This is a genomic window from Pseudomonas donghuensis (assembly GCF_000259195.1).
Lineage (GTDB): Bacteria > Pseudomonadota > Gammaproteobacteria > Pseudomonadales > Pseudomonadaceae > Aquipseudomonas > Aquipseudomonas donghuensis.
The window spans coordinates 1-26,888 of sequence record NZ_AJJP01000155.1 but is presented as its reverse complement, the minus strand read 5'-3'; the positions used below and the strand labels follow the sequence as shown (position 1 = coordinate 26,888).

General features: G+C 57.1%; 20 protein-coding genes and 6 pseudogenes. 16 read left to right on the top strand and 10 right to left on the bottom strand.

Annotated elements, in window-relative coordinates; genetic code table 11:
* Positions 1-157: 157 nt before the first annotated feature.
* Together UW3_RS0100105 and UW3_RS0100100 are read left to right on the top strand one after the other, a co-directional pair.
* Positions 158-1,018 (top strand): CAP domain-containing protein, encoded by an 861-nt coding sequence (locus UW3_RS0100105; protein ID WP_026001122.1) that lies wholly within the window; start codon positions 158-160, stop codon positions 1,016-1,018.
* Positions 1,019-1,304: 286 nt separating this feature from the next.
* Complete coding sequence (locus UW3_RS0100100) at positions 1,305-2,771, top strand: glycosyl hydrolase family 18 protein (protein WP_010220083.1); 1,467 nt, start codon at positions 1,305-1,307, stop codon at positions 2,769-2,771.
* Between the two features lie 87 nt (positions 2,772-2,858).
* Here UW3_RS0100100 and UW3_RS0100095 read toward each other — a convergent pair whose 3' ends face one another.
* Entirely contained in the window at positions 2,859-4,712 is a 1,854-nt protein-coding gene (locus tag UW3_RS0100095; protein WP_010220082.1) for an ABC transporter ATP-binding protein, read from the bottom strand.
* A gap of 242 nt (positions 4,713-4,954) precedes the next feature.
* On the opposite strand from UW3_RS0100095, the pseudogene UW3_RS30135 reads away from it, so the two are divergent.
* From UW3_RS30135 to UW3_RS0100085, 3 genes and pseudogenes are all read left to right on the top strand, one after another.
* Positions 4,955-5,050: pseudogene (locus UW3_RS30135) on the top strand (hypothetical protein); the annotation flags it as partial.
* A 244-nt stretch (positions 5,051-5,294) separates the two neighbouring features.
* On the top strand, positions 5,295-6,986 hold the full coding sequence (locus tag UW3_RS0100090) for an SNIPE associated domain-containing protein (RefSeq protein ID WP_010220081.1): 1,692 nt from the start codon (positions 5,295-5,297) through the stop codon (positions 6,984-6,986).
* 169 nt (positions 6,987-7,155) lie between these two features.
* Positions 7,156-7,503, top strand: coding sequence for a hypothetical protein (locus UW3_RS0100085; protein WP_010220080.1), 348 nt, complete (start codon positions 7,156-7,158; stop codon positions 7,501-7,503).
* 159 nt (positions 7,504-7,662) lie between these two features.
* Here UW3_RS0100085 and UW3_RS27985 read toward each other — a convergent pair whose 3' ends face one another.
* From UW3_RS27985 to UW3_RS0100070, 3 genes are all read right to left on the bottom strand, one after another.
* On the bottom strand, positions 7,663-7,938 hold the full coding sequence (locus UW3_RS27985) for a type III PLP-dependent enzyme domain-containing protein (protein WP_237716713.1): 276 nt from the start codon (positions 7,936-7,938) through the stop codon (positions 7,663-7,665).
* Positions 7,939-8,107: 169 nt separating this feature from the next.
* Positions 8,108-9,346, bottom strand: a complete 1,239-nt coding sequence (glyA, locus tag UW3_RS0100075) for a serine hydroxymethyltransferase (protein ID WP_010220079.1) — start codon at positions 9,344-9,346, stop codon at positions 8,108-8,110.
* A gap of 186 nt (positions 9,347-9,532) precedes the next feature.
* Complete coding sequence (locus UW3_RS0100070; RefSeq protein WP_010220078.1) at positions 9,533-10,738, bottom strand: benzoate/H(+) symporter BenE family transporter; 1,206 nt, start codon at positions 10,736-10,738, stop codon at positions 9,533-9,535.
* 349 nt (positions 10,739-11,087) lie between these two features.
* Between UW3_RS0100070 and UW3_RS0100065 the strand changes: the two genes are divergently transcribed.
* Both UW3_RS0100065 and UW3_RS0100060 read left to right on the top strand, forming a co-directional pair.
* The gene (locus tag UW3_RS0100065) at positions 11,088-12,476 is read left to right on the top strand and encodes an aminotransferase-like domain-containing protein (protein WP_010220077.1); all 1,389 of its coding nucleotides are present in this window, start codon (positions 11,088-11,090) and stop codon (positions 12,474-12,476) included.
* Between the two features lie 276 nt (positions 12,477-12,752).
* Entirely contained in the window at positions 12,753-12,953 is a 201-nt protein-coding gene (locus UW3_RS0100060) for a hypothetical protein (RefSeq protein WP_010220076.1), read from the top strand.
* A 72-nt stretch (positions 12,954-13,025) separates the two neighbouring features.
* Here the strand turns inward: UW3_RS0100060 and UW3_RS27980 are convergent.
* Positions 13,026-13,311, bottom strand: a pseudogene (locus tag UW3_RS27980) (isochorismatase family protein); the annotation flags it as partial.
* A gap of 112 nt (positions 13,312-13,423) precedes the next feature.
* Here UW3_RS27980 and UW3_RS27975 point away from each other — a divergent pair.
* The 4 genes and pseudogenes from UW3_RS27975 to UW3_RS27965 all read left to right on the top strand — a co-directional run.
* Positions 13,424-13,731: pseudogene (locus tag UW3_RS27975) on the top strand (IS66 family transposase); the annotation flags it as partial.
* 53 nt (positions 13,732-13,784) lie between these two features.
* Positions 13,785-14,180, top strand: coding sequence for a VOC family protein (locus UW3_RS0100050; protein ID WP_010220075.1), 396 nt, complete (start codon positions 13,785-13,787; stop codon positions 14,178-14,180).
* A gap of 83 nt (positions 14,181-14,263) precedes the next feature.
* Positions 14,264-14,479 (top strand): annotated as a pseudogene (locus tag UW3_RS29170) (metalloregulator ArsR/SmtB family transcription factor); the annotation flags it as partial.
* A 20-nt stretch (positions 14,480-14,499) separates the two neighbouring features.
* Positions 14,500-14,592: pseudogene (locus tag UW3_RS27965) on the top strand (arsenate reductase/protein-tyrosine-phosphatase family protein); the annotation flags it as partial.
* A 9-nt stretch (positions 14,593-14,601) separates the two neighbouring features.
* On the opposite strand, the gene UW3_RS27960 reads toward UW3_RS27965, so the two are convergent.
* Positions 14,602-15,492: a LysR family transcriptional regulator gene (locus tag UW3_RS27960; RefSeq protein WP_010220074.1), complete on the bottom strand. Its 891-nt coding sequence runs from the start codon at positions 15,490-15,492 to the stop codon at positions 14,602-14,604.
* Positions 15,493-15,658: 166 nt separating this feature from the next.
* Here UW3_RS27960 and UW3_RS0100040 point away from each other — a divergent pair, with 166 nt between their 5' ends.
* The 5 genes from UW3_RS0100040 (at position 15,659) to UW3_RS0100020 (ending at position 22,660) form a co-directional block, all read left to right on the top strand.
* Positions 15,659-16,741: a 4-oxalomesaconate tautomerase gene (locus UW3_RS0100040; protein WP_010220072.1), complete on the top strand. Its 1,083-nt coding sequence runs from the start codon at positions 15,659-15,661 to the stop codon at positions 16,739-16,741.
* 43 nt (positions 16,742-16,784) lie between these two features.
* On the top strand, positions 16,785-18,116 hold the full coding sequence (locus UW3_RS0100035) for a dicarboxylate/amino acid:cation symporter (protein ID WP_010220070.1): 1,332 nt from the start codon (positions 16,785-16,787) through the stop codon (positions 18,114-18,116).
* A gap of 140 nt (positions 18,117-18,256) precedes the next feature.
* A complete protein-coding gene (locus UW3_RS0100030; protein ID WP_010220068.1) occupies positions 18,257-19,561 on the top strand; it encodes a CitMHS family transporter in 1,305 nt (434 codons plus the stop codon).
* Positions 19,562-19,652: 91 nt separating this feature from the next.
* The gene (locus UW3_RS0100025; RefSeq protein WP_026001120.1) at positions 19,653-20,906 is read left to right on the top strand and encodes an OprD family porin; all 1,254 of its coding nucleotides are present in this window, start codon (positions 19,653-19,655) and stop codon (positions 20,904-20,906) included.
* A gap of 80 nt (positions 20,907-20,986) precedes the next feature.
* Positions 20,987-22,660 carry a methyl-accepting chemotaxis protein gene (locus UW3_RS0100020; protein WP_010220066.1) on the top strand — a complete coding sequence of 558 codons (1,674 nt, stop codon included), beginning with the start codon at positions 20,987-20,989 and terminating at the stop codon, positions 22,658-22,660.
* A 36-nt stretch (positions 22,661-22,696) separates the two neighbouring features.
* Here UW3_RS0100020 and UW3_RS29165 read toward each other — a convergent pair.
* From UW3_RS29165 to UW3_RS0100005, 4 genes and pseudogenes are all read right to left on the bottom strand, one after another.
* Positions 22,697-22,879 (bottom strand): annotated as a pseudogene (locus tag UW3_RS29165) (citrate-proton symporter); the annotation flags it as partial.
* 47 nt (positions 22,880-22,926) lie between these two features.
* The gene (gene tcuB, locus UW3_RS0100015) at positions 22,927-24,084 is read right to left on the bottom strand and encodes a tricarballylate utilization 4Fe-4S protein TcuB (RefSeq protein ID WP_010220065.1); all 1,158 of its coding nucleotides are present in this window, start codon (positions 24,082-24,084) and stop codon (positions 22,927-22,929) included.
* Positions 24,071-25,522 (bottom strand): FAD-dependent tricarballylate dehydrogenase TcuA, encoded by a 1,452-nt coding sequence (gene tcuA / locus UW3_RS0100010; protein ID WP_010220064.1) that lies wholly within the window; start codon positions 25,520-25,522, stop codon positions 24,071-24,073. Before tcuA ends, tcuB begins: the two co-directional genes overlap by 14 nt.
* 173 nt (positions 25,523-25,695) lie before the next feature.
* Positions 25,696-26,631, bottom strand: coding sequence for a LysR family transcriptional regulator (locus UW3_RS0100005; RefSeq protein ID WP_010220063.1), 936 nt, complete (start codon positions 26,629-26,631; stop codon positions 25,696-25,698).
* Positions 26,632-26,888: the final 257 nt, after the last annotated feature.

The following is a 26,888-nucleotide window of genomic DNA, read 5'->3' as shown; positions in this document are numbered from 1 at the left end:
GTACCGGTCCGACTAGAAGGCGTCAGCCTGGAATGGAGGCATTGCTCCAACAATAAATTTGTACCCTTTGCGCGTGAACCTTGTGTTGAGGATCGCAGTCTTAGCCGAGCCCTTTTTTCGGCATTACCGCCGTCATCCCATCAGAGCTGTTCGCCCCATGCGCCAAGCCGTCCGCTGCTCCCGCTTTGTCTCGCTCTGCCTCATGCCTTTGTTCCCCTTGCTCGCCAGCCCCGCCCATGCCAGCGGAGAAAGGCAATTGGTGGAGGCCATCAACGATTACCGCGCCCAGCCCCAGCGCTGCGAGAGGCGCGTGGTTCGGGTCTCGACGCCGCTGACGTTGAAGTCGAACCTGGCGTTGCCGATCGGCTATAGCGGCGGTTTGCGGGAAAGGTTGAAGGCTGCCGGCTATCAGGCGGTGACGGTGCGAACCATCCGCCTGGTCGGCGCGCAAGATGCCGAGGAGGCCTTTGACATGCTCCAGAGCGACTACTGCGCGGCCCTGCTCGATAGCCAATTTGCCGATATCGGCGTCAGTCGCGCCCGGAACGAGTGGCGGGTGGTGCTGGCGCGCCCCTTGCTCGATGCTCAGCTTGGCGATGGGCGATCTGCGAGCACAGCGTTGCTGGCACAGGTCAACGCAGCACGGGCGAAGCCGCGCCTGTGTGGTCGCCAGCGCTTCGCCGCGGCACGTCCGTTGACCTGGAATAGCGCCTTGGGGACGGCGGCGCAGAGACACAGCCGGGCGATGGCCAACGGCAATTACTTCGCGCATCGTGCCCCCAACGGTGATTTGCCGGCAGATCGGGCGTGGGATGCGGGCTACCGTGGCCGTCAGATCGGCGAGAATATCGCCGCAGGGCAGGGCTCACCGAGCAAGGCGATGGCAGGTTGGCTGGCCAGCCCCGGGCATTGCGCCAATCTGATGAACCCGATGTTTACCCAGGTGGGCGCGGCCTATGCCGCGAACTCGCGTAGCGACGAGGGCGTGTATTGGACGATGCTGTTCGGCGCGCCTTGAGGGGGCGCGAGCCCCGGCGGGTCCGTTTATTTTCGGCGGGGAGGGTGAAGTGGCGGGGGGTGGGAGCGTTTCATTAGCGTGTGTTCTTCTGCTTTTGTAATCGTCTTTTCATGGTGGACAATCCAAAACCTTGCGCTAGCCTGAAAGTTCTCCTCTAGGGAGCAGATCAATGCCGTGCTTTGGCGTGGTGCTGATACCGGCACTGCACTCCATCAGGCGTTTGATGTGAACTTTGAGTCAGCGCGGGCCATGTACGGCCCTCATACAGTTCTGAAGGAATAGAACAATGTCTACGATTGATTTTTCATTACTGAAGTCCAACGTAAATGATTCAGCATCATTGATGCCTAGTATTGCCAATAAAAAAATCCTCATGGGTTTCTGGCATAACTGGCCAGCCGGCCATAGTGATGGCTATCAAGGTGGGCAGTTTGCCAATCTGAATTTGGTGGATGTACCCAAGGACTACAACGTTGTTGCTGTAGCGTTCATGAAAGGCCAAGGTATTCCTACCTTCAGACCTTACAACCTCTCCGATGAAGAGTTTCGCCGTCAGGTAGGCGTGCTGAACAGCCAGGGACGGGCGGTGTTGATCTCATTGGGCGGCGCCGACGCTCATATTGAGTTGCACAAGGGGGATGAGCAGCCACTGGCGAATGAGATCATTCGCTTGGTTGAAGTCTACGGTTTTGATGGGTTGGATATCGACCTGGAGCAAAGCGCCATTGATTTTGCTGACAACAAGACGGTGCTGCCGGCGGCCTTGAAACTGGTGAAGGATCACTACAAGGGCGAAGGGAAACATTTCATCATCAGCATGGCACCTGAGTTTCCCTATCTCAGAGTTGGTGGCAAGTACGTTGGTTACATTCAGGCCCTTGAGGGGTACTACGACTTCATCGCGCCTCAGTACTACAACCAAGGTGGCGATGGGATCTGGGTGCAGGAGGCCAACGGTGGTCAAGGTGCCTGGATTGCACAGAACAATGATGAGATGAAAGAGGATTTCCTCTACTACCTGACCGAAAGCCTGGTGACTGGCATTCGGGACTACATCGCCATCCCCGCAGATAAATTTGTCATTGGCTTACCGGCCAATAATGACGCTGCGGCCACTGGCTATGTGATCGATCCTGCTGCAGTTGTAAATGCATTCAAGCGTCTCGACGCTGCCGGCCATTCCATCAAAGGGCTGATGACGTGGTCTATCAACTGGGACGACGGCGTTACCAAGCACAATGTTCCCTACAACTGGGAGTTCTACGATCGTTACTCCCCGTTGATTCACGGCGGGTCGGCGCCTGGTGACCGGCCAACGGCGCCGGCGAACCTGTCCGCCAGGGACGTAACCGAGATCAGTCTGACCTTGAGTTGGGGGGCTTCAAGCGGCCCTCGTCCGATCGAGACATACACGCTATACCGAAATGGGGCTGCGATAGGCCATGCGGCAGCTTTAACGCTGAAGGACTCAGGCCTAACGCCGAACACTCAGTACAGCTACTTTGTCACGGCAACAGACTCTCAGGGAAATGAGTCGCTGCCGAGCAAGAGCCTGAGCGTTCGAACTGCTGGAGACATCCCTGATCCAGAGTTCCCCGAGTGGCAGTTGAACCATCGGTATCGCAAGGAGGATGGCGTGACTTACGAAGGCAATCATTACGTGTGCCTGCAAGAGCACGTATCAAACTCAGGCTGGACACCACCAGTCGCCTTTACCCTGTGGTCGAAGGTCGCAATCAAACGGCGCGCTTAGAGCGCTATGCAAAGCCCGGCTTCAATGCCGGGCTTTCATTGCTTGCGGATAAGCGGTCAAAGCTAGCCAGTCATGGCCGCGCCATGCCTACTCCACGGCTTGGGCCAGCCCCTGATCCTCGCCCAGAAACCCACCACTCTGGTGCTGCCACAGGCGAGCATAGGTGCCGTTCCTGCCGAGCAATTCGGCGTGCGTACCTTGCTCGATGATGCGCCCCTCATCCATGACGATGAGTCGGTCCATAGCCGCGATGGTGGACAGCCGGTGGGCGATGGCGATGACGGTCTTGCCCTCCATCATTTCGCCGAGACTGTCCTGGATAGCGACTTCCACCTCGGAATCCAGCGCGCTGGTGGCCTCGTCGAGCAGCAGGATCGGGGCGTTCTTGAGCATCACCCGGGCAATGGCAATGCGTTGGCGCTGGCCGCCCGAAAGCTTGATGCCGCGCTCACCCACCAGGGTGTCGTAGCCGCGATGACCCTGCTTGTCGCTCAGCTGGTTGATAAAGCCATCGGCCTGGGCATGGATCGCGGCAGTGCGAATTTGCACATCGGTTGCATCGGGACGGCCATAGGCGATGTTGTCGCCAATGGAGCGATGCAGCAGGGAGGTATCCTGAGTGACCATGCCGATGGCGCTGCGCAGGCTGTCTTGCGTTACCTCGGCGATGTTTTGTCCATCGATGCGGATCACCCCCTTGTCCACGTCGTAAAAGCGCAGTAGCAGGTTGATCAGCGTGGACTTGCCGGCGCCGGAGCGACCCACCAGGCCGACCTTTTCACCTGCGCGTATCTTCAGGCTCAGGCCATCGAGCACCTGGCGCTCACCGTTGTAGTTGAAGCTTACATTGTCGAAGCTCACCGCGCCGCCGCGTGTCTGCAGCACACCCGCGTTCGGCGCATCCTGCACCTTGGGGCCACGGGTGAGGGTGGCCATGCCATCCTGAACGGTGCCGATGTTCTCGAACAGTGAAGTCATTTGCCACATGATCCAGTGCGACATGCCATTGATGCGCAGGGCCATGGCGGTAATCGCCGCCACCGCCCCGGTACCGACTTCACCCTGGTGCCACAACCACAGGGCATAGCCGCCTGCGCCCACAATCAGTGCTACCACCAGCATCTGGTTGACGATCTCGAACTGGCTGACCAGGCGCATCTGGCGAAAGCCGGTTTGCTTGAAATCCTCCATCGCCGCACGCGCGAAGTGCGCCTCACGTTTGGAGTGGGAGAACAGTTTCACCGTGGTGATGTTGGTGTAGGCGTCCGAGATGCGACCGGTCATCGATGACCGCGCATGGGCCTGTTCCTGCCCGACTTGCCCCAGGCGCGGCACGAAGTACAGCATGGCCAGCCCGAACAACGCGACCCAGGCAATGAAAGGCAGCATCAGCTTCAGGGCGAAGCCACCGGCCAGGGCGATGATGGCGATGAAATACACCCCGATCCCGGGGGCGATCTCGATCACCGTGAACAGCACTTCGCGCACGGCGAGTGCCGTCTGCATCACCTTGGTGGTCACCCGGCCGGAGAACTCATCGGAAAAGAACGAAAGGCTTTGCCGCAACATCAGGCGATGGAAGTCCCAGCGCAATCGCAGCGGTAGATTGATCGCCAGTATCTGGTGCTGCACCAGGGTGCGCAGCGCCACCAGCCCGATGCTGCTAAACAGCACGATAGCGATACCCCAGAGCACGCGACGTTCCTGGCCGTCGGCAGCGCCGCCTGCCTGCCAGGACGAGAGCAGGTCGACGACCTGGCCAAGAAAGGAGAACAACCAGGCTTCGTAAATCGACACACTGGCACTGAGCAGCGCGAGCGCAAGCACATAGCCACGCGCGCCGCGCGTGCAGGCCCACATAAAGCGCAACAGGCCCACCGGCGGGGGTGGTACTTCGTCGGGCGGGAAAGGGTCGAGGCGTCGTTCAAAAATCTGAAGCATGGCGGTTTCCGAGTGATGATGGACATCGTTGAGCAGAGATTGTTGTATTTGCTTTAAATGTAAAGTATTCGCATTTATGCTGCGCGAGCACGCCTTCCAGGCATTCGCTCCCCCCTTCGCGCAGGTCGAGCCTAGCAAACCCCCACTCCTGGCAACATTGGTTCGCCATTATGACGAGCTGGTGGATCATGTTCGCCGACGTTTCGGTGAACGGGTCTCCGTAGCGAGCGTCGACGCCAGATCCGCTCTACAGTCAACTGATGCGTAACAGCAACAACACCAGCCACCTGCCAGCGCCGGGTACGGTGTTGACGGCGACTTATACGCATCAGTGGTAATGAACAAACCCTCTGCGCCGATCGGTGTAGCGAACTGTGTGGTGATCATGGGTGGAAATGCCGCTCCAAGCAGATACGGCGGCGCCGATAAAAGCAATAACATGCTTGATCTCCAGCAATTGCCTGGCGATGGCACTGAGGGGAATGGATGTTCCCCGTTGGGTCTCTCCGATCAAGGGTGGTGGCGGTTAGCCATGACGGCAATGTACGATTCAGGTTTCGTCTCCGACATGGATAGCGGCACATGGAGCTTCTAGCATTAGTCGCAGGGATAAGCGCCTGCGTGTTCCTCGTTCAAAGCATCAAGGCCAAGGGATTGATCAGCCAGCTCAAAATGGAGCTGGCGGCCAGACAACACGACATAAAAGTTATCGAAGAGGCATCAGCTGCGCTGAAGTCGAGACTGGAGCAAACGCTCAGTGAGTTGGAGCGCTTCAGAGACATCCTAGATGCTGAGGCTGAAGCAGCGAGGATCTTGGGCGAGACAAGGTCTGAGCGAAATCAACTCCTGCAGCAAGCCCAGGTAAAAGTGCAGGAGGCCGAAAACCGCCTGAAACAGGCCATTTCAGATGCGGAAGCTGAGAAATCTCAGATCCTGGGGAAAACCAGGCTGGAGCGCGATCAGCTCTTGCAGCAAGCACAGTCAAAGGTGAATCAAGCTGAGAGCCGACTGCAGCAGGCCATTGCTGATGCCGCCAAGATCATTGCCGATGCCCAAGAACGTGCCGAGCAGGTGGCTGGGGATGCCTTGGCCGCTATGGGCAAAGCCAAACATTACGCTGATGCAGCCCAGGCCATGAAGAATGTCGTAGAAGGGTATGGCGACGCGTACATCGTGCCGACCTACAACCTCCTGGACGACCTGGCGGAAGAATTCGGCTTCACTGAGGCTGGCCAGAAGCTCAAAGCAGCTCGGGACTTCACGCGTTTCATGGTCAAGGCGGGAAGGGCGGCTGCGTGTGATTATGTTGAGGCAAACCGTCGCGATACCGCGGTTCGGTTCGTCGTAGACGCATTCAACGGAAAGGTCGACTCCATCCTTTCTCGTTCCAAATCTGACAATCACGGCAAGCTTGAGCAAGAGATCCGCGATGCCGCTGCCTTGGTCAACCTCAATGGAGCACCGTTTCGCAACGCGCGGATCACAGAGGAGTATATGAACTCCCGCCTGGAGGAGCTGCGTTGGGCGGTAACGACAAAGCTGCTCAAAGACCAGGAGCGTGAAGAGCAACGTCAACTGCGCGAGCAGATCCGCGAGGAAGAGAAGGCTCGCCGGGAGTATGAGCGAGCGATCAAGGATGCCGCTAAAGAAGAGGCCACCTTGCGCAAAGCCCTGGAGAAAGCACAGGAGCAAGTTGCCGCCGCCAGCGCCGTTGAGCGTGCCGAATTCGAGGCTCGGCTGGCTCTTCTCCAAGAGCAGTTACAGGCTGCCGAGGACAAGAACCAGCGCGCGCTCTCCATGGCGCAGCAAACACGTGCAGGCCATGTTTACATCATTTCCAACATCGGCTCGTTCGGAGAGCAGGTGTTCAAAATCGGCATGACGCGCCGGCTCGAACCGCTGGACCGGGTGCGCGAGCTCGGCGATGCCAGCGTGCCCTTCGAGTTCGACGTCCACGCCATGATCTTCAGCGACGATGCACCTGGCCTTGAAAAACAGCTGCACCGTCACTTCCTGCGGGAGCAGGTGAACAAGGTCAATCCGCGCAAGGAATTCTTCCGCATTGGGCTGCCTGCCATCCGCGCTGAGCTCGAGCAATTGCGAGTCGAGACGCAATGGACGATGAGCGCCAAGGCGCTTGAGTTCAAAGAGACTCAGCGCATCGAGCAGCAGATCCTCGAGAATCCTGCCATCGCCGCAGAGTGGACGCGCCATCAGCTTGAGATTGAAGAAGCCATTGATCACTCGGAGGAGGAAGCTTTGGCTTCAGCCTAAACGCTCCTTGCCAACATCGGAAAAGGATTCATCACTCCAGTAACCTCCGGTACGACGTATGACGATGTACTCTTGGGAGTTAGATGAAACCCATCGGGGGCTACGGGCTTGCCGCTAGAGGACTGCAGCGCTAAGCCCCATCCACTGGATGTCCTTCAAGAAGGCTTAGGTGATCAAGAATGGCATATCGCCCGGATTCAGTTGGGGAGGTGAGATTTTCCAAACTCCCGTATTAACGTTTCAGGATGGAAGTCAGGGGCAGGGCCGATGGTACAGCTCTGGTGGCCAGCTTTCCGCCTTCTACGATGACCTTCAGCAGGAGGTGCACGCACTCCTCGTTGGTTATCTGACCTATCGAGCGACAGAAGAGCCTGAGGTTGCAGCGGTTGAGATTCTCGCTCAGATGTCTAGGCATGAGCGTATGGCATGTGAGAGAGGCAAAATGCTGCTGGAATGGTACGGCAAAGTGCTGGAAGAGGCTGGCACAGCAAATCAGCAAAGCCAGGTTGGCGCTTGATCCCTCCCGCGCTCTGCGGCTTCACAGATCTTAATATCATCCTGGAGGCGGCATTACTCCGCAGCAAGCTGTGCGCACCTGATAACTCCAAAAATGGCCGTAGCCGGCTGCGGCTGTCGGCTGTCGGCTGTAACGGATTCAGATCTGTGTAATTGATCCTCACCATCTGTTTAGGCGAGACCAATGGCTGATCTCTCCATTTTCCTCCAAAGCCTCGTAGGCTTGGTATTGAGCACCCGTGGCGCAGGCATGGTTGGGCAGAATACGCAGCCGGGTTCCAATAGGAAACTGCTGCTCGATTTCTACCTTTTGGCCTTCCTCGAAAGACGCCACACCGTGCTCTTGGTTGGCTGAGCGCAACTGAAGCCCGTCGATGAGCTTGCCCTCAGCATCGCAAACCAGGCCGTAGCCGACATCGCATTGCTGGGACGTCAATGACGCAGGCCAGTGTCTCGGAAGGCTCGCTACCCAGGTGGCCAGTTACGACGTAAGCAGCGGCGCGCGCCAGGCCAGCGGCATAACCGGCCGTCGAGAAATTTTCAGATGTCGTCAAGCGTGATCGCCAGAGTCTCTTGGCTAGGTAAACCGCGGACTCCTCCAGCAATCAGCTCAGCGTATACACCGGAAAACATTCACACAAATGCATTACCCGGCGCCGGGTGTTATCCAGCCGCGTCGCGTTGTTCGGCTGTTCCAGCAGGTCGGCGATCAGGTTCGCCACTTCGGCACATTCCGCTTCACCAAAGCCACGCGTGGTCAGCGCCGGCGTGCCGATGCGAATGCCGCTGGTGATCGCCGGTTTCTGCGGGTCATTGGGAATCGCGTTCTTGTTCAGCGTGATGTGGGCGCTTTCCAGCAGTGCTTCGGCATCTTTGCCGGTGATGTTCATCGAGCGAAGATCGAGCAGGAACATGTGGCAGTCGGTGCCGCCGGACACCACTCGCAACCCCCGCCGGGTCAGGATGTCGGCCATGGTCCTGGCGTTGTTGATCACCCGCTGCTGGTAAAACTTGAACCCATCGTCCAAGGCTTCGTTGAACGCCACGGCTTTGGCGGCGATGACGTGCATCAGCGGGCCACCTTGGTAAACCGGGAAAATCGTCTTGTCGAGCAGGGCGGCGTATTGCGCCTTGGCCAGAATTAAACCGCCGCGCGGGCCGCGCAAGGTTTTGTGGGTGGTGGAGGTGATGAAGTCAGCGATTCCGACCGGCGACGGGTATACGCCCGCAGCGATCAGTCCGGCGTAGTGCGCCATGTCCACCATCAGGTAAGCGCCGATTTCATCGCAGATGTTGCGAAAGCGTTGGAAGTCGATGGTCCGGGAATACGCCGAGGCCCCGGCGATGATCATCTTCGGCCGGTGCTCCCTGGCCAGGGCTTCCATTTCTTCGTAATCGAGCGTCTCGGTTTCCTTCTCCAGTCCATAGGAAAACGTCCGGTAGAATTTGCCGGAAAAATTCACGGAGGCGCCGTGGGTCAGGTGACCGCCGTGGGCCAGGGACATGCCTAGAATCGTGTCTCCGGGGTCAAGTACCGCCAGGAAAACCGCTTGGTTGGCCTGGGACCCGGAGTGCGGCTGAACGTTGACGTATTCGCAGTTGAACAGTTTGCGGGCGCGTTCGATGGCCAGGTTTTCGATCTCGTCGACGACCTTGCAACCCCCGTAGTACCGCTTACCTGGATAGCCTTCGGCGTACTTGTTGGTGAGCACCGAGCCCTGTGCCTGGAGCACTTCTTCGCTGACATAGTTTTCTGAAGCGATCAGCTCCAGGTGGGTTTCCTGGCGATTGCGTTCGCGGTCGATCAGGCGTGCGATGGCGGGGTCGAAATTTTGCAGGCTCATGGTGTGATTCCTTAAGTAAGTGCTTCGGCCGACGGCGCAGGCACGTGATGCCGCAGCCCTCGTGACTGGCTTGCGGTCGAGCCGGAGAGAAAAATGGAGGTGTCTTTCAAGCCGCTAGCTTTCCATCGAGATTGCCGCCGAACGGCCAGTGGTGTGATAGGCCAGTTGCTGTTCCTGTTTGTGCCGTCATGGTCGGCTGCCCTCGGCGATGGCGGCCGCTTTGTTTTCCCGGGTGTAGGTCAGTACGAAATGCGCCACAAGGCCGAAGATCAACCCCCAGAACGCGGCGGCCAAGCCTAGGAAACTCATGCCCGAGGCCGTCACCAGAAAAGTGATCAGCGCTGCTTCCCGTTGTTTTTCGTCGACCATGGCGCCGGTCAGCCCGGCACTGATCGCGCCGAACAAGGCCAAGCCAGCGAGGGAAGCAATCAACTCTTTCGGCAGCGCGGAAAACACTGAGGCCAGGGTCGCGCCGAAGGTGCCCATCAGAATGTAGAACACCCCGCAGGCGATCCCGGCGATGTAGCGTTTGTCGCGGTCTTCGTGGGCTTCGCGGCCGGTGCAGATCGCGGCGGTAATGGCTGCCAAATTAAAGCCGTGGGAGCCGAACGGTGCCATCAGGATCGAGCCAATCGCGGTGACCGAAATGATCGAGCGCGCCGGCGTGTTGTAGCCCGAGGTGCGCAACACGGCCATGCCCGGCACGTACTGACCGGTCAAGGTCACCAGTGCCAGCGGCAGGCCAATGTTGATGATTGCGTGCCAGCTCCATTCAGGGGCGATGAAGACTGGGTGGGCCACTACGATGGTGATCGAGCTGCTGTTGAGTTCACCGAACGAGGCGGCCACGGCGCAGCCGACAATCAGTACCGACAGAATCGCGTAGCGCGGCGAAAAGCGTTTGAAGATCAGGTAAACCGCGATCATTGACAGCACCAGCGCCGGTTGCAGCTTGATCGAAGTGAACAGTTCAGCGCCGAAGCGGAACAGGATGCCAGCGAGCATGGCTGCTGCGATGGCTTTGGGCAGGCGACTCATCAGTTTGTCGAACGCCCCGGACAAACCGATCAAGGCAATGATCACCGACGCCACCACATAGGCGCCTATGGCCTGGGGCAGGGTGACGGTGGGCAGCATCGACACCAGCAATGCTGCGCCCGGTGTCGACCACGCCGTGATCACCGGAATCCTCAGACGCCAGCTCAGGAGCAGGCCGGTAATCCCGCTGCCAATGGAAATGGCCCAGATCCACGAAGACACCACGTCATTGGGCAGGTGCGCTTCCTTGGCTGCCTGAAACACGATGATTAGGGGGCCGGCATAGGAAATGATCACGGCGATAAAGCCCGCAATGACGGCTGACAGGGATAGATCCTTTCTGAGTGCGTCCATGATGTCTCGACTTGGCGCGGCAGAGGCGCGCAGTTATCAGGGGAGGATTGACTCGATTGATGCGATTCGAGGCGAGTGTATTTGAAAGAATTGAGTTGATTCAATAGGCTGGGTGATTGTTGCGAGGCATATTTTTGCTATCAGCGCCTTTTTTTTGGCTATGGTGTAGCTAAACAATTGATTTATATGCTTATTTACTAAAATAGAAATATATTTCCATTACGATGCATAGCGATTCAAAAATCGATTCAATCGACTCAATGTCTTGATTTGACCGATTTATTAATTGCCTAACCTCCATGTGATATGCTCGCATATTCATCATTTCTACGATTGGCAGTGATCATTCATGTGGGTTCCCCAGCTAAGCGAGTTCAGCCAGCCGATGTACTTGTCGATTGCCGACGCGTTGGCGCGCGATATCAGCAACGGCGTGTTGAACGAAGGTGATCGCCTGCCGACCCTTCGGGAGCTGGCCACCACGCTGAATGTCACACCGGGCACCATCAGTCGGGCCTATAGCGAAGCCCATCGACGTCGTCTGGTTCAGGGGGAAGTGGGGCGTGGTACTTATGTGCTCAACCAGAAGCAGCTGGAACTGCCGGCGAGCAATAGCGCCGCGCCGCTGAATCTGGGGCAATCCGAATTAATCGATCTTTCAATCATCAAGCCCTACGGCGAAACCCTGGAATACTGGTTGCGCGGCGCTCTGGTGGATATGGCCAAGAGCACCGATTTCGCTAGAACCCTGGATTACGCGCCGGACGGCGGTCATCCGGCACATCGCGAGGCGGGTGCGCAGTGGTTGCGCCATTCGTTTCCCGATGCGCAATGGCAGCAAGTGGTGATTACGGCCGGGGCCCAGCATGGCTTGATGGTCGCGATGAGCGCCCTGACCAACGCCGGTGACCTGGTGCTCTGTGAAGAGCTTTGCTACCCCGGCATCATTTCCATGGCCCATGGCCTTGAGCGCCGCCTGCGTGGTGTGCCGATGGACGACGAAGGCATCATTCCCGAAGCGTTGCGCGAACTGTGCCTGCGAGAGAAACCGGCGATGCTGGTTTGCGTGGCGACCTGCCAGAACCCGACGGCGGCGATCATGTCGCAAAAACGTCGGGCCCAAATTGCGGCACTGGCCGAAGAGTTCGATTTCATCATCCTGGACGATGACATTTATGGCTTCCTCGCCACCGATCCGTCGATCAAGCCGCTGTCGGCGTTTGCGCCGGATCGTTCGGTGTACCTGACCAGCCTGTCGAAGTCGGTCATGCCGGCGCTTCGCATCGGCTATATCTATAGTCCGCCGAAACTGCTGTCGCGCCTGACCTCGATGGTGCGCAGCAGCGTCTGGATGCCGTCGCCGTTGACTGCGCAACTGGCCAGCAATGTGATCACCGAGGGCCTGGACAAAAAGCTGATCCGCATCCAGCGCAACGAAGCCTCCGGGCGGCAAGCGATTGCCCGGGAAATTTTTGCCAATTTCGAGCTCAAGACCCAGCCCTATTCGTACCACGTCTGGTTGACGCTGCCCGAACCCTGGACCAGTGACGAATTCAGCATGCTCGCCCGGGCCAACGGTGTGCTAGTGCTCAGTGGCACCCAGTTCCAGGCTGAACGGTCCGGGAGCACCCGTTGTGTGCGACTGGTGTTGATGTCGCCCACCAGCCAGGACGAACTGCGCTTTGCCCTGACCAAACTGGCCAGCCTGATCGATTCCGATCCGCGACGTTACTACTGAGTCGCCGCAGGCTGCAATATTTCTCGTTTCCAACGAAGGTCCGAAAAACCACTCAATGTGGTGAATCGGTTCTCCGGAGGTGGTCGTGCCCGGGTTCAGGCGATCTGAAAATCCGACTTTTTCAACAGAATCGGCCGATTGCTGCCTGTGAACGGCGTTAGTTATGAGGCGACTGTTCCTTCTGGTTTGGGTTCAGTAACGACTCTTGATTCTGGTACACGCATTCCACATCGATGGCTCAGTTCTACGGCTGCGCGCGCAGAAGGTGCAAGGGAGTTGATCGCCCAGCAGCTTGAGACGAAGACAAAAGAGGCGATCGAAGCCCATTTGGTCGCAGCAGTAGCACAGCGCAGGGAGGGGGATTTGCAGGTGCAACTCGAACGGTCTGAGGCAGAGCTCGGAGCACTGCGCACCTCGATCGAAGCCAATGGATCGGTGAAAGAGTGGCAAAACTCATGTGACGATGACGCCACATGAGAAGGAGTACAAATGTACTCCGTCGGTGTTTCAAGCAAATGAGTTTCTCTGTGCTTCAACGTAGGGGTAGTTACCTATGAATTCGCAGTTCTCATGCTTGATGATGACAGCCTCGCCTTCTACCGGAGCCACCTCTTTTTTGATTCCATTCCAGGGGCCATGAACGTGATAGCTGGAGGTGGGATTCTTTTCATCATGCTTTACATGAAGGACTGACCAGCCATTTGATCGCCAGTGGCGCAGAAGACGTTGGATCACGGACAAATAACCAGGATGGCTTTTGCCATCCCAAACCGGGCGATCAATGGCATCCTGAACATCGAGGATAATCAGGGGGGAGGCTAGGTGTGTCCTTCATGTGGGGTCGTCTCCTTACGATGGAGGCTTAGTGTGCTGCGACTCCCTCAGCCCCGATCAAGGGCGGAGCGGCGGTGACGCTTCGTCAGCACAAGAACCACGCCTCTATCAGCAGAGCACTGGATTACAGCCTGAAATGTTGGACGACGCTATCGCGCCATCTCGATGGCGAGGCCGTATCCATTGACAATAATTGAGCGGAGAACCAGATCCGGCCGTGGGCGTTGGGACGCAAGAACTGGCTCTTTGTAGGATCGTTGCGCAGCGGCAAGCGGGTAGCGGCGATCATGAGTTTGATCCAGTCGGGGCGGCTCAACGGGCATGAACCGTACGCCTATTTGAAGGACGTCCTTACGCGCGTGCCGACCAGCGAGCGAGTGAAATCGGTAACCTTTTACCGCATCAATGGGTGCCGGCCTAACTTACACAAGGTAAGTTGGGTAGACGCATACCCTAATTCCATCGGAGCGCCTCATGTTCAGCCATGTCACAATCGGCACTAACGACCTCGCCCGTGCGACAATCTTCTATGGGCGGCTACTCGCACCGCTAGGCATCACGTTGCTTGCCCTCAAGCACAATCCTGAACGCGCTCTATTTACCCAAAGTACGACTGACTCAGGTACGGCGTTCTGTATCTATAGCCCGCTAAATGGCGAACGCGCGACACCAGGTAACGGGTTGATGGTTGCGTTCGAAGCCCAAACGCGGGCGCAGGTTGATGACTTCTACGCGATCGCTATGGCTAACGGGGCATCAGACGAAGGCACACCAGGGCTGCGTCCTCAGTACTCTCCGGATTATTACGGTGCTTACATCAGAGACCCCGATGGCAACAAAATATGTTGTGTATGTCACAGCGCTGACTGACCTTCGACCTCTGCGCTGATGAGGTTGCCGATTCAGCGGGTTCTTACCTGAGTCACGCAAGGTGACTTGGGTAGACGCTTACGGTATCTCGCCATCTGGCCCAACTGCGCATTTGTGGTTTGCTGGAGGATCGTCGCCAAGGTCAATGGGTCTATTGCCGGCTGCATCCGAGCCTGCCGAATTGGGTGCGCGAGATCCTGATGGCGACATTGGAAGCTAATCGTCAATGGCTGAGTGACAGCTCCACCTGTCTAGACGACATGGGTGATCGTCCTCAGCGTATTGCCACCTGCTGCTAATCAACAGTTGGGACGATTCGATGAAAGTTCTTTTTATCTGCACCGCCAATAGCTGCCGCAGCATAGTGTGCGAAGCAATGTTCAATCACCTATCTCAACTCAGGCCAGCGGGAAGGGTGAGGTTATTTCTCCCACTGTTCCAGCAGTATCGAGACGAATTTTTCCGCAGCCGGGGAGAGGGAGGCGCCTCTTCGGTAGACCAGTCCCAACGATCGGTTAACCACGGGCTCTATCAACGGGACGCTCACCAATGTTGGATGATCCACAGCAGGCATTGCGAGGCTCGGCATTGCCGATACGCCTAATCCAGCCTCTACCAGACCCAGCGACGTTGATAGGTGTTGCACCTCATAGAACCACTGTGGACGCCAGCTCAAGCCCGACAAAGCATGGTCAAGCAACATGCGGTTGCCGCTCAGACGACCGACTCCGATCAGGCGGTAATTACTGAGTTCAGACCAGGTGACGGCGCTTCGTTTGGCCAACTCATGATCGCGTCGACACGCCAGGACAAAAGGTTCGTTGACCAAAGGTACGAACTCTATGTCCGGGTGCTGGCCGCTCATCATGTTGATGCCAAAGTCGGCTTCGCCACGCAGGACAGCCTCCAGTCCTTCGTTCGCACTCAGGTCAAGCAAGCGAATGCGAATTTGTGGATAGCGCTCGTTGTAGAGGCGGATGACCGATGGCAAAAAGTAGAAGGCTGCGGTGGGGATGCAGGCGAGGGTTACCCGGCCGCTCTGGCGCTCCGCCAGCTCTCGGATGTTGAGTATCGAGTCATCGAAATCATCCAGTAAGCGTCGTGCCTTGGGCAGGAAATCTCGCCCCACGCTGGTGAGGCTGACCCTTCTGGTGGTGCGATCAAGAAGCGCTGTTCCCAATCCCTCTTCCAGTTTTTTCATTCTCCGGCTCAACGCCGGTTGAGAGAGATGCAATGCATCGGCAGCTTCGTGAAAGCTGCCAAGCTCTGCGATCTTCACGAAAGATCGGATGTCATTGAGTTCATAATTCACTTTTTTATCTCAGCAGACGGGGGTGGTTGCGCCTGGGAATCCTAGAATCTTCATTCGTTAAACGCAATAATCAGGCTGATATTTGCATTGGAAACAATTTTCAAAGCCTGCGACTCTTGCTCTCAGCACATCAATTACCCCGATTGATCAATAAGAGTCAGTATTCATGCAACGAATTCCCTGTGTGCTCATGCGCGGTGGTACTTCCAAGGGCCCGGTATTTCTCGCCTGGGATCTACCTGTTGCGATCGAAGAACGTGATGAGCTGCTGCTCAACCTGATGGGTTCCGGCCATGAGCTGGAAATTGACGGCATCGGTGGCGGAAGCCCACAAACCAGCAAGGTGGCGATCGTCAGCCCGTCGCTGCATCCCGACGCCGATGTCGACTATCTGTTCGTTCAAGTTATGGTTTCCCAGCGTCGAGTCGACACCGCGCCCAATTGCGGCAACATGCTCTGCGCTGTTGGCCCCTTCGCCATCGAGCAGGGGTTGGTAAAGGCCGGCAAAGACCTGACCTGCGTGCGTATTCGCAACCTCAACACCGGGACGTTTGTGAACGCCGAAGTCCAGACCCCAGGCGGCAAGGTCAGCTATGAAGGCGATACCGCCATCGATGGTGTGCCAGGTACCGCCGCGCCTGTGCAACTGACCTTTCTCGACGCTGCAGGCAGCAAGACCGGAAAACTGTTCCCGACGGGTCAAACACAGGATGTGATCGACGGTATTGCGGTGACGTGCATCGACATGGCGATGCCAATGATGATTGTCGAAGCCGGCCAACTGGGTAAACGTGGTGATGAAAGTCCTGCTGAATTGGATGCCGACAAAGAGTTCCTGCGTCGCCTGGAGTCCTTGCGACTGCAAGCCGGCCTGGCAATGGGCCTGGGTGATGTCAGCGACAAAGTGATTCCCAAGCCAGTACTGGTGTCACCGGCCAAGGCTGGCGGCACAATCCAAGTGCGCTACTTCATGCCACACAACTGCCACCGGGCCTTGGCGATCACCGGCTCCATCGGCCTTGCCACCGCTTGTGTCACTGAAGGCAGTGTGGTCGCGCAATTGCTCGGCGGGGTTAGCGAGCCACGCTTGAAGCAAGTACGCATTGAACATCCAAGTGGCGGGATAGATGTCGTATTGTCCTACACCGGCGATCAGGGTGAGACAATTCGTGCTTCGGTGGTGCGTACATCGCGCCGGTTGTTCTCCGGTTTTGTCTACGCCGCGGCTTCCCAACGACTTGCCGGATAATTTCCCTAGTCATTGCCGTTATTGCATCAGCACAATTCTAAAAATGGGTGATGCCATGAAAGTTGTAAAATCGCTCTACTTCCAGATTCTCTTCGCCGTGCTGTTGGGTGTGCTGGTTGGGCATTTTTGGTCGCAACAGGCCATTGCCTTGAAACCGCTGGGTGATGCCTTCATCAAGCTGATCAAGATGATGATCGCTCCGGTGGTGTTCTGCACCATCGTCACGGGTATCGCCGGCATGAGCGACAAACACTCCCTCGGGCGTCTGTTGAGCAAGACCATGCTGTTGTTCCTGGCGCTAACCGTGATCAGTCTGATCATCGGCCTGGTGGCGGTCTACCTGTTCAAGCCCGGTGTGGGCATGAACATTGACCCCACCCAGTTGAGCACCAAGGGCCTGTCGCAGTACACCGATTCCGCCGCGAAGCTGGGCGTGGTCGAGTTTTTCATGCACATCATCCCCGACACATTCATCGGTGCTTTCAATAAAGGTGAAGTGCTGCCGGTGTTGTTCATCGCGGTGCTTTGCGGTTTTGCGCTTTCGGCCATAGGTGAGCGTGGCAAGCCGGTACTGGATGTACTGGAATCCGCCTCGCACATGGTGTTCAAGATCTTCTCCTACTTGATGCGCTTCGCTCCGATCGGTGCCTTTGGCGCTTTGGCCTTCACCGTAGGCCAGTACGGTATTACCTCGTTGGGCTCGTTGGCCAAGCTGATCATGACCTTGTACATCGCCTGTGCCTTCTTCGTCTTTGTGGTGCTGGGGAGCATTTGCCGGGCGAATGGCTTCAGTCTCTGGAAGTTGCTGCGCTACTTGCGCGAAGAATTCCTGGTGGTGCTGGGGACTTCCTCCACCGAGCCTGTGATGCCACGGATGTTGGAAAAGCTGCAAGCCCTGGGTTGCAAAAAAGGTGTGGTGGGGCTGGTGCTGCCAACGGGTTATTCGTTCAACCTCGACGGTACGGCGATCTACCTCTCGCTGGCAGCGGTGTTCATTGCTCAGGCCTGCAACATTGAGCTGAGCCTGACGCAGACCGTGACCATGCTGGCAATCATGCTGTTGTCCTCGAAGGGCGCGGCAGGCGTCACCGGCGCCGGTTTTGTCGCGCTGGCTTCGACACTGACTGTCATCCATGACATTCCCTTGGCCGGCCTTGCCCTGCTGATCGGCATCGACCGCTTCATGTCAGAGGCCCGGGCTTTGACCAGTCTGGCAAGCAACGCCGTGGCCACCGTAGTGATGTCCATCTCGGAGAATGCCTGCGATCGCGAAACACTGATGCGGACACTGGACGGCAAACCTTCGCCCGCAGCGACCCCAACCCAAGCCCAGAGCGAAAACTGGGATGGCCTGAAGGTTACGGAACACGTCTGACCGGTCACGGCTGAATCAAGCCCCCCTAAATACCTCAATGAATACCCCCGCCAGGCACCGTTGATCGTGCCGTCTGGCGGGTACGGGGTCGTGCGCCTGTGCGTCGGCCACGCTACTCATAAGAACAAGAGAACTTACCTATGCTCGCATTGCTTGGCTTGGCCATGGTGGTGGTCTTCACCGTCCTGATAATGACCAAACGGTTGTCACCGATAGTCGCTCTGACGGTGGTGCCGATTGTCTTTGCCGTCATTGGAGGCTTCGGTGGCACTACCGGCAAGATGATGCTCGATGGTTTGAAAATGGTCGCTCCTTCGGCCGCTCTCCTGCTGTTCGCGATCTTGTTTTTTGGCTTGATGATCGACGCCGGCCTGTTCGACCCGCTGATTCGCAAGATCCTCAAGCGCGTCAACGGCGACCCGATGAAAATCGCTGTCGGCACAGCGTTGCTGTCGCTGCTGGTTGCCCTGGACGGTGATGGCACCACCACCTACATGATTACCTGCGCGGCAATGCTTCCCCTATACAAACGTATCGGGATGAATCCGATGATTCTGGCGACCATTGCCATGCTTTCTCTGAGCATCATGAGTGGTATGACCCCTTGGGGTGGCCCAGCGACCCGGGCGATCGCGGCGTTGGGCCTGGATGCCGGTGCCTACTTCGTTCCCTTGCTGCCGACCATGATTGGCGGTGCTATGTGGGTGGTGTTCACCGCGTTTTTGCTGGGCCGTGCGGAACGCAAACGGATCGGAAATATCCAGTTGGAAAGCGGCGGGGGAGATTGCTACATCAAGGCGATTCTTGAAGACACTCCGCACAAGCGACCGAAACTGGCCTACGTTAACCTGTTGTTGGTTATCGCGGTGATGGTCGCACTGGTGATGGGGATCATGCATTCCGCGATCCTGTTCCTGATCGGGTTCGTACTGGCGCTGATGATCAACTATCCGCAACTGGATATTCAGAAGGAACGCATCCTTGCCCATTCGGGCAACGCCATGACCGTCGTACTTTTGGTGTTTGCCGCCGGTATCTTTGCCGGGATCTTCTCGGGCACCAAGATGGTCGATTCTCTGGCGCAAACCCTGGTTGACTGGATTCCACCGTCCTGGGGGCATTTGTTCCCGCTGGTAGTGGCGATTACCAGCATGCCGCTGACCTTCGTCCTGTCCAACGATGCTTATTACTTCGGTGTGGTGCCCATCTTGGCGAATGCCGCTGCGGCCTATGGCATTGATCCGGTGGAGATCGCCCGTGCATCGATTCTCGGCCAGCCAGTACACCTGATGAGTCCGTTGGTAGCTTCAACCCTGTTGCTGGTGGGTATGGTTGATCGCGATATCGGCGACTTCCAGAAAGCCACCGTCAAATGGGCGGTGCTCACTTCCCTGGTGATTACCGCGCTAGCCCTGCTGACCGGGGCGATCAGTCTCTTCACCTGATTCCCCAAAACCACCTGCTTTTTCCTGACGTGCCTCGCCAGTGAGGCGCGCGCTGTCCTGCACTCTAAATAACAACAATGAGTAGTTCGCTATGAAGACTTTGTTTACCCGTGGCGTTTCATTCCCTCTTCTTGCACTTTTGCCATTGGCCAGCGTTAGCGCTGAAGGTTTTATCGACGACAGCAAGCTCAAGCTGCAATTGCGCAACGTCTATTTCAATGAGAATTTCCGCGACGAGCATGGCTTGAGTACCAAATCGGCAAGGACGGCGAAGAGCGAGCGAACCGAGTGGGCCCAGGGATTTCTGTTGGATTACCAATCGGGATTTACCCCCGGCACCATTGGGTTTGGTGTGGATGCCCTTGGCCTGCTCGGGGTCAAGCTCGACTCCGGTCGTGGCCGCAGCGGCACGGGCTTGTTGCCCGTCCATGATGACGGTCGAGCGGCTGACGAGTTCGCAAGTCTGGGCATGACTGCCAAGGCCCAGCTGGCCAAGACCACGGTCAAATACGGCACCTTGCTACCCAAGACTCCGGTGCTGATCTACAACGATGCGCGTCTGTTGCCGCAAACGTATCAGGGCACACAGATCAGTAGCGTGGACATCGAGAACCTCACCCTCACCGGCGGCTACCTGGATCGATTCAAACTGCGCGATTCCACCGACAGCATGCCGATTGTGCCCGACGGTTATGGCGGGGATAAATCAGGGGACTTCAGCTACGCAGGGGCCGAATACAAGCTGGGGAAAAACGTCCGCTTGAGTTACTTCTACGGCGAACTGGAAAACTTTTACCGTCAGAATTTTGCAGGTATCCAGCACGACCTACCCTTGGGCGGCGGTGTGCTGACCAGTGATTTGCGCTACTTCAACAGTGTCGATACCGGCTCGGCCTACGGTGGCAAGATCGACAACAACATGCTGAGCGGACAACTGTCCTACGCCATCTCCGGCCATACTTTCGGTGGTGGGTACCAGACCCTCAGCGGCGATGCCGGTTTGCCCTTCATCAGTGGCGCGACTGTCTACTCGTTCAGCAACGCCGGGATAGGTAAGTTCGTCGAGGAGGATGAAAAAACCTGGATGCTTAATTACGGCTATAACTTTGCTGCCCTCGGCGTGCCGGGCCTAACGTTCTCCACCCGTTATCTGAGCGGCAACGATGGTAAGTCCACCACCACGGTCAAAGAGTGGGAGCGTGACGCTGAACTGGCTTACATCGTGCAACAAGGTACCTTCAAAGGTCTGGGGGTGCGGTTGCGTAACTACGTTTATCGCTCTGATTATTCCCGTGGCCGTGACAGCAACCGGATCTACTTTACCTACGACATCGCGCTCTGGTGATTCCCTGATCGCGGCCTCGCGATGTTCGCAGGCCGCCTCTTCAGTGGCGGCTGCATAGGATTGGGTGAAGGATTTCAACGATGTCATTCAAAACCAAAATACTGTTGCTGACCTTACTACCAGTGATGTTGTTTGCTCTGGTTTTAGGTTTGAGCACCCGCGGCACTTTGCAGTCCCAGGCTGAGCAAGAAGTCGCTCACACCCGCGAGCGACTGCTTGAGGACAGCCGCATACGGCTCAAGGATTACGCGAGCATTGCTCGCACTTCTGTAGCCGAGCTTTATGATCGGGCAGCTCCCGGAGATCCCACCAGCCGAGCCTTGGCGATCAGTCGTTTGTCGAAAGTGAAGTATGGTGATGACGGTTATTTCATTGGGTATGACAGCCAGGTTGTACGCCTGTTTCGTGGTGACAGCAGCGAAGGCGTCGGCATTAACATGAGTGATCGCAAGGACATCAACGGGATTTTTTTGAACCGTGAAATGGTTGCAGCGGCAAAAAATGACACTCACTTCGTCAACTATTCAGGTGGCGTGGTCAACACCGATAAGGTGGTGCCTAAGCTCGCATACAGTTTTTATTTGCCCAAGTGGGACATGATCGTGGTCACCGCGGTCAACCTGGACAGCATTGAGGTTCAGGTCGCCAAGGTACGGGCCGATGTTGATCTACGGGTACGCAACTTGATGTACAGCATAGCCATCACCGCTACCGCACTGATTGGCATTATTGGGGCACTGACTCTACTGCTGGTCAGGCGCAGTTTGCGTCCCCTGACCCTGATCCGAATCCATCTTGACGAAATCGCTGCGGGTGAGGGTGATCTGACAAAGCGTCTGCCGCTTGTAAGTCGAGATGAGCTGGGACAACTTGCCGGTTCGTTCAATGCGTTTATCGAAAAGATTCACAGCCTCGTCAGCCAAATCGTTGCCATGAGCGAGCAGTTGAATGGATCTGTGAGCCATGTGGCCGAGCAGAGCAGGCAAATCGACCGCACTATGGATAAACAGCGCCAGGAAGCCGACCAGGTGGCCGCGGCGATAAACGAGATGTCATCGGCAGCGCAGGAAGTGTCGGTCAGTGCGCAAAATGCTGCAGACGCAGCCGTCGAAATCGACAGACAGTCCCGACACGCGGGGCAAATAGTCAATGGCAGCATGACTCGAATTCAGGCGCTGACCGTGGAGCTTGATGAGAGTGGTATCTCCATGAAGAGCCTTCAAAACGACGTAGCTTCTATCGTCACCGTGCTGGATGTCATTCGCTCGATTGCTGAACAGACCAATCTTCTGGCACTCAATGCGGCCATTGAAGCAGCCCGTGCCGGTGCTGCCGGGCGCGGGTTTGCGGTGGTTGCAGATGAAGTACGAGCCCTGGCCAGTCGTACTCAGCGCAGTACCCAGGAAATCCAGGCAATGGTTGAGCGTCTCAAGAGCACTACGGGTGGCGTAGTCAGTGCCATGCGCCAATCCACTCAAGCCGCTCAAGGCGCTAACGCTCAGGCCAATCAGGCGGCTGAATTTCTGGGCAATACGGTCGAACTGATTGCTACCATCAATGCGATGAACGCACGGATCGCCAGCGCTGCGCAGGAGCAGACCTCAGTGGCTGAAGAGATCAACCGCGGGGTGCATCAGATCGCGCGCGCAATTGACAGCGTAGCCGGTCAGACTCAGCTCGGGGTCAAGACAGTCGATGAGATGTATATGATCGGCAATCGCCTGCAAAGCTTGCTGGGGCAATTCAAAATTTGATGCCGTCCTGCACAGCACTTATCAGGGCCTATGCTGGCCCGGAACCAAGGCGATCAAGACCGTGCCCGCGGCCATGATCGACAGCGTCACGATCAGCCCTGATGTAAGTTGCATAGAACCCGAACAAAAAGAAGTCGAATTGTCCGCGCTAGTGACCCGCAGGATGGCGCCCAGTTTCGACCCCTTGGATCGGGTGTCTTGAGTTGTTGTTTTCATCATGGCTACCGTGGTGATCAATATTGTTTTTGGAATGAGTGGATCGCCGATCAGTCGCTACCTCCGTTGATCGGGCTGGGTTGGCGTTTTTCGATGGAGTGCTTGAGCAGCGCGGCGCTGCGGAAGATGCCATGGGCGAATTTGCTGTAGGGCATAGTCAGGAAAAACGCCATGACCAGGCCGAGATGGATCGCCAGCATCAAGCCTAGGGCCGCGCTTTCGCGAAACGCCAGGAGTGCCAGGCCGCTGGCACTGACTAGAAACAGCAGCGCGATAAAGCCACGATCCATGGGTTTCTGATTTTCGTCGCCGTGCTCAGGGTTGCGACGCAGGTTCAACCACAACAGACCTGCGGGGCCTATCAGCAGGCCGACTCCACCTGCGATGCCCAGCATCACCGGCAAGCTCAGAACGGGGTAGGGCGCCGACCAGTCCAGCAGGAAATGGTAAAGCGTGGCGACACCGGTGGCGGCGAAGCACAGCATGAAGCCGTAGAAGGTGAAGTGGTGCAAGCGCCGCCGCCATAGGGTGAACTGATCATCGGCATTATTGCAGCCCTCGCCATGCCCCCCGTCCAGGTATTTGAGTCGGGCGACGTTGGCCGCGGCCTCCAGTGCAGCGGCTGTCTTTTCCTGCCGGGGGGCATCCGCCGGTGAAACGTTGCGCCAGAAGCGCCGCACGCCAATCGTCAATGCAAGTACCGAGAAACCGAAAACCGCACCGAACATCAGTGCCAGGGTGTTATGCGGGAAGATCCCGTAGAAATTCCCCCCGGGCATTGCGGTAAATAGATTGCCCATCACCATCAGCGTGAGGCAGAGGAACAGTGCCAACCCCGCACCGGATGCCAGCGCCAGCGCCAGCCCGTTGCGCCGGTACAACTTGCCCATCACCTGTGGCCAGGCGTACTCGGCATAAGTGTCGAGGCGGACTTTGGCCATGGCCTTGGGCACATTGATTCCGAATTCGTGAGGGGCAGCGTACTGACAGGCATGCAGGCACGCACCGCAGTTATGGCAAAGGTTCGCCAGGTAATGGATATCCGCCTGAGAAAACTCCAGACGCCTCGTCATGGCTGGGAATACAGCACAGAAACCTTCGCAATAACGGCAGGCATTGCAAACACTCATCTGTCGCTGAACTTCGCTTTCATCAAGGTTGAGTACGGGAATCAAATTACCCGGTGCCTTGGGATCAAACAGCTGCATGTTGGGGCTCCGTGGATGAAGGGGTCAGGAAGCCGGCCGCAGCCGCGGCTTGCACACCGGCGATGCGACCGAATGCGGTACCAATGGCCATACCGATGCCGGCGGTATAGCCCTTGCCCAATACGTTGCCCGCCATCATTTCTCCTGCGACAAACAGGTTGGGGCTAGCCTCACCGTTGAAGTGAACGGCCGCGGTATCGTCGGTAGCCAGCCCCAGATAGGTGAAGGTCACGCCTGGCTTGAGTGGGTAGGCGCAGAAGGGGGGCTTTACCAATGGGCGGGCCCAATGGGTTTTGGCGGGTGTCAAACCTTCGGTGTGGCAATTGTCCAGCGCGGTGTGGTCGAACGTGCCGACGCGGCAGGCGGCGTTGTATTGCTCGATGGTTTTGACGAATTGCGTAACGGGAAGCTTCAACTGGCGGGCCAGATCTTCCAGCGAGTTGGCTTTAGTGCCCGGAAATACCGGCGGCATGAACCGTCCGAGGGCTTGTTGGTCGATGATCGAGTAGGCCTGTTGGCCGGGTTGACCCGCGACCAGGCGCCCCCAGATCGCATAGCGCTTGGGCCAGAAGTCTTCGCCCTCATCGTAGAAGCGTTCGCCGTCGCGATTAACCACCACGCCCAGCGATACGCAATCGATACGGGTACAGATACCTCCGTCATACAGGGGCGCGCGGGCGTCGATGGCCACCATGTGCGCTTGCGTCGGGTCACCAATGAAATCGGCGCCCAGGTTCTGCATGCGCCGAAGCAGTACGCCGGTATTGAAGCGCGTCCCGCGAATCAGAAAATTGTCTGAGGGCCATTCTCCGCGCTCGTTTTGACCCCAAGCTTCGCGGAGCCATGCGCGGTTCGACTCGAAACCGCCAGCTGCCAGAACGCAGGCTTTGGCCTGAATACGCTCGGCGGGTAAACGCTGACCATCGACCTCTCGTTCACCGATGTACGCCGCGACGAACTCTGCGCCCTTCAACTCAATGTCAGTGACTTGAGCGTTGTAGCGGATCTTGATGCCCAGCCGCTCGGCGCTGCGGAAGTACGCATTAACTAACGCTTTGCCGCCGCCCATGAAAAACGCATTGGTGCGCGCAACATGTAGGGCACCCGACAACGACGGCTGAAAATGCACACCATGGCAGCGCATCCAGTCACGGCAGTTCGACGAGGCGCGGATGACAATACGTGCAAGCTTTTCGTTGGTAATCCCACCGGTGACTTTCAGCAGATCCTGCCAATATTCTTCTTCGGGATAGGCATCGACCAACACATCTTGCGGTGCGTCGTGCATGCAGCGCAGGTTTCGGGTGTGTTGCGAGTTGCCGCCGCGCCAGATTTTTGGTGCACCTTCCAGCAACATGACGCTAGCGCCGGCCTCTCGAGCCATCAACGCTGCACACAAGGCGGCATTGCCACCGCCAATCACCAATACATCGATCATCATCACTCCTCAATCGCAAGGAGGCATGAACGAAGTGCTCCTCGCGAGTGGGGAGAAGGTAGAGCTGTCAGCTTATTGTCGAAAGGCGCGAAATGAATCTGGGTGTTTAGTTTTCGTAAAGGCTTTGGCGCGGATACCCCAGTATTGGAAACCGGGAAGAGGATGCGCCGGGATCATGACGCGACGTCCTCAATCCACGACGCTCCTGGCCATTGTTGATCAACGACCAACTGTCGAGCGACATCGGTGATGACCAATCGCGCCGCCAGAGCAGCGGGAGACAGCTCATCATCAGGCAGTGTCGCCAGCAGGTTCCGTCGACCTACGTGAGCATCGGAAATTTCCACCACTGAAAGTCCCGACTCACCTTTGAGCGCCGCTGCCGCACCGGGCTGGATGGTGGCAGCATGACCTGCGCGTACGGTGTTCATCAATACGGCAAGGCCATCCACTTCCATGATGATGTTGGGAGCCAATCCCGAACGTTCAAACGCAACCATCAGGGTAGAACGCAAACCGTGTTGCGCACTCGGCATCACCAGTGGAAGTTGCCCCAGATCCGACAGTTGCACGCTGATTCCTTGTGGTGCGTGGGGCAGGTGCGGTGCGCTGATGACAAATAGTTTCTCGTCGAGCAGCGGTGTCACGCTCCAGCGCTTACCACCTTCAAGTTGAGACAGAATGGCCAGGTCGATCTGGCGAGCATTGAGTTGCGTGGCCAAATGCCCGGACAGCATCTCGACCAGGTGCAATTGAATATCCGGGTAGCGCTCTCGCATCGCATTGATCAATGGCAGGGCAAGAACAGTGGCAGTCGTGGGCGCCATTCCGACGGTGACATATCCACTCATTCGCCCACGGTGAGCGGCCATGATCGCATTTTCGGCTTGCCGCAAACATAGCTGGGCATGGTGCAGGAACGCCATACCGGAGCAGGTCGGTGTGACGCCAGTAGTAGTGCGATTAAGGAGGCGGGTTGACAGTTCACTTTCAAGTTTCGCGATCTGTTGGCTAAGGGCTGATACGCCGACGTCCAGTTCAAGAGCTGCGCGTCCCAAGCTGCCGTGTTCGAGGATTTTTACGAAATAGCGCAGTTGTCTCAATTCCAAGCGTTGCTGCTCCACGTCAAATTGTTGTTGGAGTGCCTATCGATCCTCACATCAGTGCCTTATGAGGCTCATGAACATTATTAACATGGCACCTCGTTTAACAAGTGGGCGATCTCATATGTTCATAAGCCACTCACGGGCCGGAGATTGCGGACTCAAAGTCCTCGAAACGAATGCGGCCGTTCATCGATTGATGTTCATAAACCTAGCTTTATTGGCCTCAGTACATGGACTACCCCCATTCCAATAGACATTTT

What these genes read in the sequence shown, in the direction of transcription:
- UW3_RS0100090 (WP_010220081.1), top strand. Translation starts at nt 5,295, where the DNA reads ATGGAGCTTCTAGCATTAGTCGCAGGGATAAGCGCCTGCGTGTTCCTC.
- tcuA (WP_010220064.1), bottom strand. Translation starts at nt 25,522, where the DNA reads ATGATCGATGTATTGGTGATTGGCGGTGGCAATGCCGCCTTGTGTGCA.
- UW3_RS0100040 (WP_010220072.1), top strand. Translation starts at nt 15,659, where the DNA reads ATGCAACGAATTCCCTGTGTGCTCATGCGCGGTGGTACTTCCAAGGGC.
- UW3_RS0100025 (WP_026001120.1), top strand. Translation starts at nt 19,653, where the DNA reads ATGAAGACTTTGTTTACCCGTGGCGTTTCATTCCCTCTTCTTGCACTT.
- UW3_RS0100070 (WP_010220078.1), bottom strand. Translation starts at nt 10,738, where the DNA reads ATGGACGCACTCAGAAAGGATCTATCCCTGTCAGCCGTCATTGCGGGC.
- UW3_RS0100035 (WP_010220070.1), top strand. Translation starts at nt 16,785, where the DNA reads ATGGGTGATGCCATGAAAGTTGTAAAATCGCTCTACTTCCAGATTCTC.
- UW3_RS0100030 (WP_010220068.1), top strand. Translation starts at nt 18,257, where the DNA reads ATGCTCGCATTGCTTGGCTTGGCCATGGTGGTGGTCTTCACCGTCCTG.
- tcuB (WP_010220065.1), bottom strand. Translation starts at nt 24,084, where the DNA reads ATGCAGCTGTTTGATCCCAAGGCACCGGGTAATTTGATTCCCGTACTC.
- UW3_RS0100100 (WP_010220083.1), top strand. Translation starts at nt 1,305, where the DNA reads ATGTCTACGATTGATTTTTCATTACTGAAGTCCAACGTAAATGATTCA.
- UW3_RS0100105 (WP_026001122.1), top strand. Translation starts at nt 158, where the DNA reads ATGCGCCAAGCCGTCCGCTGCTCCCGCTTTGTCTCGCTCTGCCTCATG.
- UW3_RS0100095 (WP_010220082.1), bottom strand. Translation starts at nt 4,712, where the DNA reads ATGCTTCAGATTTTTGAACGACGCCTCGACCCTTTCCCGCCCGACGAA.
- glyA (WP_010220079.1), bottom strand. Translation starts at nt 9,346, where the DNA reads ATGAGCCTGCAAAATTTCGACCCCGCCATCGCACGCCTGATCGACCGC.
- UW3_RS0100050 (WP_010220075.1), top strand. Translation starts at nt 13,785, where the DNA reads ATGTTCAGCCATGTCACAATCGGCACTAACGACCTCGCCCGTGCGACA.
- UW3_RS0100065 (WP_010220077.1), top strand. Translation starts at nt 11,088, where the DNA reads ATGTGGGTTCCCCAGCTAAGCGAGTTCAGCCAGCCGATGTACTTGTCG.
- UW3_RS0100020 (WP_010220066.1), top strand. Translation starts at nt 20,987, where the DNA reads ATGTCATTCAAAACCAAAATACTGTTGCTGACCTTACTACCAGTGATG.